The 5,796-nt window shown below is 70.9% G+C and carries 8 protein-coding genes; 4 read left to right on the forward strand and 4 right to left on the reverse strand.

The genetic code is table 11. The features are described 5' to 3' along the window. The 3 genes from paaC to paaA form a co-directional block, all read right to left on the reverse strand. A partial coding sequence (gene paaC, locus AC1DY2_RS14135; protein ID WP_476763010.1) for a 1,2-phenylacetyl-CoA epoxidase subunit PaaC occupies positions 1–740 on the reverse strand: 740 nt, incomplete at its 3' end. Next, the gene (gene paaB, locus AC1DY2_RS14140; protein WP_159601545.1) at positions 737–1,042 is read right to left on the reverse strand and encodes a 1,2-phenylacetyl-CoA epoxidase subunit PaaB; all 306 of its coding nucleotides are present in this window, start codon (positions 1,040–1,042) and stop codon (positions 737–739) included. The genes paaC and paaB, both read right to left, overlap by 4 nt. Continuing rightward, positions 1,042–2,031 carry a 1,2-phenylacetyl-CoA epoxidase subunit PaaA gene (gene paaA, locus AC1DY2_RS14145; RefSeq protein ID WP_476763011.1) on the reverse strand — a complete coding sequence of 330 codons (990 nt, stop codon included), beginning with the start codon at positions 2,029–2,031 and terminating at the stop codon, positions 1,042–1,044. Before paaA ends, paaB begins: the two co-directional genes overlap by 1 nt. Before the next feature lie 140 nt (positions 2,032–2,171). Here paaA and paaI point away from each other — a divergent pair, with 140 nt between their 5' ends. The 4 genes from paaI to AC1DY2_RS14165 all read left to right on the forward strand — a co-directional run bounded on the left by paaI (position 2,172) and on the right by AC1DY2_RS14165 (position 5,096). Further along, the gene (paaI, locus tag AC1DY2_RS14150; protein WP_476763012.1) at positions 2,172–2,591 is read left to right on the forward strand and encodes a hydroxyphenylacetyl-CoA thioesterase PaaI; all 420 of its coding nucleotides are present in this window, start codon (positions 2,172–2,174) and stop codon (positions 2,589–2,591) included. Positions 2,592–2,710: 119 nt separating this feature from the next. Further along, the gene (gene paaK / locus AC1DY2_RS14155) at positions 2,711–3,970 is read left to right on the forward strand and encodes a phenylacetate--CoA ligase PaaK (RefSeq protein WP_476763016.1); all 1,260 of its coding nucleotides are present in this window, start codon (positions 2,711–2,713) and stop codon (positions 3,968–3,970) included. A 36-nt stretch (positions 3,971–4,006) separates the two neighbouring features. Next, on the forward strand, positions 4,007–4,663 hold the full coding sequence (locus AC1DY2_RS14160; RefSeq protein ID WP_476763013.1) for a TetR/AcrR family transcriptional regulator: 657 nt from the start codon (positions 4,007–4,009) through the stop codon (positions 4,661–4,663). Positions 4,664–4,709: 46 nt separating this feature from the next. Continuing rightward, positions 4,710–5,096 carry a SpoIIAA family protein gene (locus AC1DY2_RS14165; RefSeq protein WP_476763014.1) on the forward strand — a complete coding sequence of 129 codons (387 nt, stop codon included), beginning with the start codon at positions 4,710–4,712 and terminating at the stop codon, positions 5,094–5,096. A gap of 10 nt (positions 5,097–5,106) precedes the next feature. Here AC1DY2_RS14165 and AC1DY2_RS14170 read toward each other — a convergent pair. After that, positions 5,107–5,796 (reverse strand): ABC transporter permease (locus AC1DY2_RS14170; RefSeq protein WP_476763015.1); only part of this gene is annotated, 690 nt, incomplete at its 5' end.

Here is a 5,796-nt window from a genome sequence, read left to right on the forward strand (position 1 = left end):
GCCTCGGCCATCACCGCGTCGATCACCGCGTCGAAGCCGGGGCGCAACGTCGAGGGCAGCACCGCCAGGCCGTCGGCGGCCAGTCGCTCGACGAGCTCGTCGTCGACGAACAGCTCGTCGATGTAGGGCCACGTGTCGGCGATCGCGACGCTCATGCGACGACGCGACTCCTCGGTGCCTCCGGCGAGCCGGAGCGTCCACTGGGTGGCGTGGTCGCGGTGGTAGTCGACCTCCTTGACGGCCTTGGCCGCGATCGCCGCGAGCGTCGGGTCGGTCGACTCGGCGAGCGCGGCGTAGAGCTCGACCAGGTAGGTGGCGGCCACGAGCTGCCGCGCGATCGTGTGCGCGAAGTCTCCGTTGGGCTGCTCGAAGAGCCAGGCGTTGCGCCACTCGGGCTCGTCGCGCCAGTACGCGAGGTCGTCCTCGCTGCGACCCGACGCGGTGCCCGCGTAGTGCAGGAGCGAGCGCGCATGCCCGATGAGGTCGAGGCCGATGTTGCCGAGGGCCACGTCCTCCTCGAGCTCGGGGGCGCGGGCGATCCACATGCCCAGCTGCTGGGCGAGCACGAGGGCGTCGTCGCCCAGCCGGAGCGCGTACTCCGCGGCATCCGCCGACGCCGTCGCACCCGTGCCGGTGATGCCGGCGCCCGCGAGCTCCTCGGCGAGCTCGACCTCGTCGACCGAGACCTGGCCGTGCACGTCGAGGTCCGCGCCGTGCGGGTCGAAGTCGGTGCCGCTCACAGGTGCTTCACCCCTTCGCTCTTCACGTAGTAGCGCGCGTGCCGGTAGTTCTTGCCGGCCGGGCTCTCGAAGAAGGCGCCCTTCGCGTCGGGGTCGCTCGTGGTGATCGCGTCGGCGGGCACCACCCAGATCGACACGCCCTCGTTGCGGCGCGTGTAGACGTCGCGGGCGTTGCGCACCGCCATGTCGGGGTCGGGGGCGTGCAGCGAGCCCACGTGCACGTGCGACAGGCCGCGGTTCGCGCGCACGAACACCTCCCAGAGGGGCCAGGCCTCGGTTCCCATCTCGCCGGGCGTCGACATCAGGCCACCGCCCCGGATGCCGCGAGCGCGCGCTCGGCCTGCTTGCGGGCGTACTCGTGGGCCGCTTCGCGCACCCAGGCACCCTCCTCGTGGGCCTCGCGGCGACGGCGCAGGCGCTCGGCGTTCGCGGGACCGCGGCCGGCGAGCACCTCGTTGAACTCGGTCCAGTCGATCTCGCTCATGTCGTACTCGCCGCTCTCCTCGTTGAACCTGAGCTCGGGGTCGGGAAGCGTCACGCCGAGCACCTCGGCCTGCGGCACGAGCATGCCGACGAAGCGCTGCCGCAGCTCGTCGTTCGAGAAGCGCTTGATGTTCCAAGCCATCGACTGGGCGGAGTTCGGCGACTGGTCGTCGGGCGGCCCGAACATCATGAGCGACGGCCAGTACCAGCGGTTCACGGCGTCCTGTGCCATCTCGCGCTGCGCGGGCGTGCCCTGCATGAGCTCGAGCAGGATCTCGAAGCCCTGCCGCTGGTGGAACGACTCCTCCTTGCAGATGCGCACCATCGCCCGGCCGTAGGGGCCGTACGACGCCCGGCACAGCGGCACCTGGTTGCAGATCGCGGCGCCGTCGACGAGCCAGCCGATCGCGCCCATGTCGGCCCAGGTGGGCGTCGTGTAGTTGAAGATCGACGAGTAGCGCGCCTTCCCCTCGATGAGCTGCTGCATCATCTCCTCGCGCGAGATGCCGAGCGTCTGGGCGGCGGAGTACAGGTAGAGCCCGTGGCCCGCTTCGTCCTGCACCTTGGCCATGAGGATCGCCTTGCGCTTGAGGCTCGGCGCGCGCGTGATCCAGTTGGACTCGGGCTGCATGCCGATGATCTCGGAGTGCGCGTGCTGGCTGATCTGGCGGATCAGCGTCTTGCGGTACGCGTCGGGCATCCAGTCGCGCGGCTCGATGCGCGAGTCCTTCGCGATGAGGTCGTCGAACTGCTCCTCCTCGGGGGAGAGCTCTCGTTCGACCACGCTGAGGTCAGCGGGAGAGGTCATCGTCGACTCCTGAGTCTTCGCGGCATCCGGACCCGCATCTGCTGCTGCGGCATCCGGTATTACTAACCGATCGTTCAGTTAGTATATAGTCAAGTCGAGCGCCGCAGCAACGGCGCCGGGAACTCGACGAGGAGCCTCGAATGACGGATGCCGCGACCGACGTCACTGCCGAGAATCGCGCCATGATGCAGCGCGACCTCGCCTCGGCCGCCCTCGGCATGGTCGTCGAACGCGACGAACCCGGTCTCGCGGTCGTCTCGATGCGCGTCCGCGACGACATGACCAACGGCTTCCACATCACCCACGGCGGCCTCGTCTTCACCCTGGCCGACACCGCCTTCGCGATCGCCTGCAACGAGGACGACACCGTCACCGTCGCGGCGGGCGCCGACATCACCTTCCTGAAGTCCACCGTCGCGGGACAGACCCTCACCGCGACCGCCGTCCGCCGCACCCGGTCGGGCCGCACCGGACTCTACGACGTCTCGGTCGTCGACGAGCACGGCGACGCGGTCGCCGAGTTCCGCGGCCGGTCCATCTCCACGAACCGCACCATCTGACCACCCGGCCGCGCGCGGCCGCCCAGCCTTCGGAGCCCCACGTGTCGACGACGACCATCTCCCCCACCGTCTCGGGCCTCGAGCCCGTGTCCGCCGAACACCTCGACCCCGAGGAGCGGATGTCGCGAGCCGAGATCGAGGTCCTCCAGCTCGAGCGGCTGCAGCAGACCGTGCGCCACGCCTACGCGAACGTGCCCCTCTACACGCGCAAGTTCGACGAGGCGGGCGTGCACCCGAGCGACATCCGCTCGCTGTCGGATGTCGCGAAGCTGCCCTTCACGACGAAAGCCGACCTGCGCGAGACCTACCCGTTCGGCATGTTCGCCGTGCCGATGGAGCAGGTCGCCCGCATCCACGCGTCGAGCGGCACGACCGGCCGGCCCACCGTCGTCGGCTACACGAAGGCGGACCTGGGGCGCTGGGCGACGCTCGTCGCGCGATCGCTGCGGGCCAGCGGCATCCGACCGGGCATGAAGGTGCACAACGCCTACGGCTACGGGCTCTTCACGGGCGGGCTCGGCGCCCACGCGGGCATCGAGCAGCTCGGGGCCACGGTCATCCCGATGTCGGGCGGCCAGACCGCACGCCAGGTGCAGCTCATCCGCGACTTCGAGCCCGACGCGATCCTCTGCACCCCGAGCTACCTCCTCACGATCGCCGACGCGATGGTGGCCGCCGGCATCGACCCGCGCTCCACCTCGCTGAAGGTCGCCGTGCTCGGCGCCGAGCCCTGGACGAACGAGATGCGCCACGAGCTCGAGCAGCGGCTGGGCATCGATGCGCTCGACATCTACGGCCTGAGCGAGGTCATGGGCCCGGGTGTCGGCAACGAGTGCCTCGAGACGAAGGACGGCCCCCACCTCTGGGAAGACCACTTCCTGCCCGAGGTCATCGACGGCGACACCGGCGCGGTGCTGCCCGACGGCGAGCTGGGTGAGCTCGTCTTCACGTCGCTCACCAAGGAGGCGTTCCCCGTCATCCGGTACCGCACGCGCGACCTCACCCGCCTGCTGCCCGGCACAGCCCGCCCCGGCATGCGGCGCATGGAGAAGATCACCGGCCGCAACGACGACATGATCATCCTGCGCGGCGTGAACCTCTTCCCCACCCAGATCGAGGAGCTCGTGCTCGGCATCGAGCAGCTCACCCCGCACTTCATCCTCGAGCTCACCCGCACCGGCACCATGGATCACCTGACCGTGCGCATCGAACGGCACCCCGACCTCGACGTCGAGGTGTGCCAGGCCGCCACGGTCGTGCTCGCCGGGCGCATCAAGGAGTTCATCGGGTCATCCGTCACCGTGCGCCTCGAGGAGCCCAGCACGCTGCCCCGTAGCGAGGGCAAGTACCAGCGGGTCTACGACCTGCGCGCCAAGTGAGCGGATGCCACGGCGGCGAGTGCCAGACTGAGGGCGATGTCTGAGAACGGAACGAGCGGCGCGAACGGCGCGAMCGGCGCGCTCCGGCGGGGACGCCCCGGGTACGACCAGCAGGGGATCCTCGACGTCGCCGTGGCCGCGTTCATCCAGTACGGCTACGACGCGACGTCGATGGGCGTGCTCGCCGACCGCCTCGGCCTCTCGAAGTCCGCGATCTACCATCACTTCACGTCGAAGGACGAGATCCTCGACCGCGCGCTCGACACCGCACTCGGCGCGCTCGAGGGCGTGCTCGAGCAGACGGATGCCGCGGGCGGGCGCGCCGCCGACCGGCTCGACCTCGTGCTGCGGGGCGCCGTGCACGTGCTCGTCGAGAAGCTGCCCTACGTCACCCTGCTGCTCCGGGTCCGCGGCAACACCGACGTGGAGCGACGCGCCCTCGCGCGCCGGCGTGCGTTCGACAAGCGGGTCACGGCACTCGTGTCCGAGGCGCAGGCCGAGGGGTCACTCCGCAGCGACCTCGACGCGAGCGTCGTGTCGCGCCTCGCCTTCGGCATGATCAACTCGATCGTGGAGTGGTACCGCCCGGGCGGAGCCGAGGACGCCGACACGCTCGCCGACGACGTGGTCGCCGTCGCGCTCGACGGCCTGCGCATGCCGACCTCGAACCGGGTGCAGGAACTGCTCGGCTGACGCGGCCTCCCGGGCGGAGGGGCCGCCCGGCGGAAGGGGGAACCACATGCTCGAACCGCTCGAGGGCCTGCCCGCCGACGTGGTCGGCTTCCGCGCCGTCGGCACCATCGAGGCATCCGACTACCGGGACGTGCTCACGCCTGCGTTCGACGACGCGTTCGAAGAGCACGGCCGCATCAACTGCGTCGTCGTGATGGGCGACGACTTCGACCACGTCTCGCTCGGGGCGATGCTCGAGGACGCGAGGCTCATCAGCATGCCACGCGACGCGTGGGGGCGGTCGGCGTTCGTGACGGACCACGACGGGCTGGCCGGCATCGCCACCGCGTTCGGCGGGCTGGTGCCGGGCGAGTTCCGGGTGTTCCCGCTCGCGAAGCAGGCCGAGGCGGTCGCGTGGGTCGCTGCGGCGGAGCAGCCGACACCTCCCGCCTGATCCGGTCGCGTCAGCGGTCGAGCTGCAGGCGCGACCACGCCAGGGTGCACAACGCGCCGAACACGAGCGGCACGCTGGGCACGGTGAGGAGCGCTGCGGCGGGCTCCGTGTCGGGCGCGATGGCCCAGAGCGCCGGTGCCACGATCGGCACCCAGGTGCCGACGTCGGCGATGGCCAGCACCTGTGCGACGACGATGATCCCGATCGTGGTCGCGATCCCGGGGAGCAGGCCGCGCCCGAGGGTCGACGCCCATGCGGCGGGCACCGCGAGCAGCGCCGTGAGCACCACGAGCACCGGGAGGCGCGCGAGTTCGCCGAACCCCGCGGCATCCGTCGCCCCGTACCCCAGCACGAGGCCGACGCCCGCGACGACGATCGTGAGCAGCACGGCGACCAACACCGACCAGACCGCGAAGACGATGAGCTTGCCGAGGGCGATCGCGGCACGCGGCACGGGCAGGGCGAACAGCGCGGCCACGGTGCCGTCGGCGAACTCGCGCCCGAACATCCAGCTGAGGGCCACGCCGAACGCCGCGAGTCCGCCGGCGGCGGTGACCTGCACGACGATGCCGACGAGGCCGGCCCAGCCGCCCACGCCCGCGAGCGGTCCGAGCTTGGCGATCACCTGCTCCTCGCCGGATGCCACGGCGGCGAGGATCCCGAGCGTCAGGGCGCCGATGCCGACGACGAGGAGCACGGT

It is taken from the genome of Agromyces sp. P1_H4, assembly GCF_056405255.1.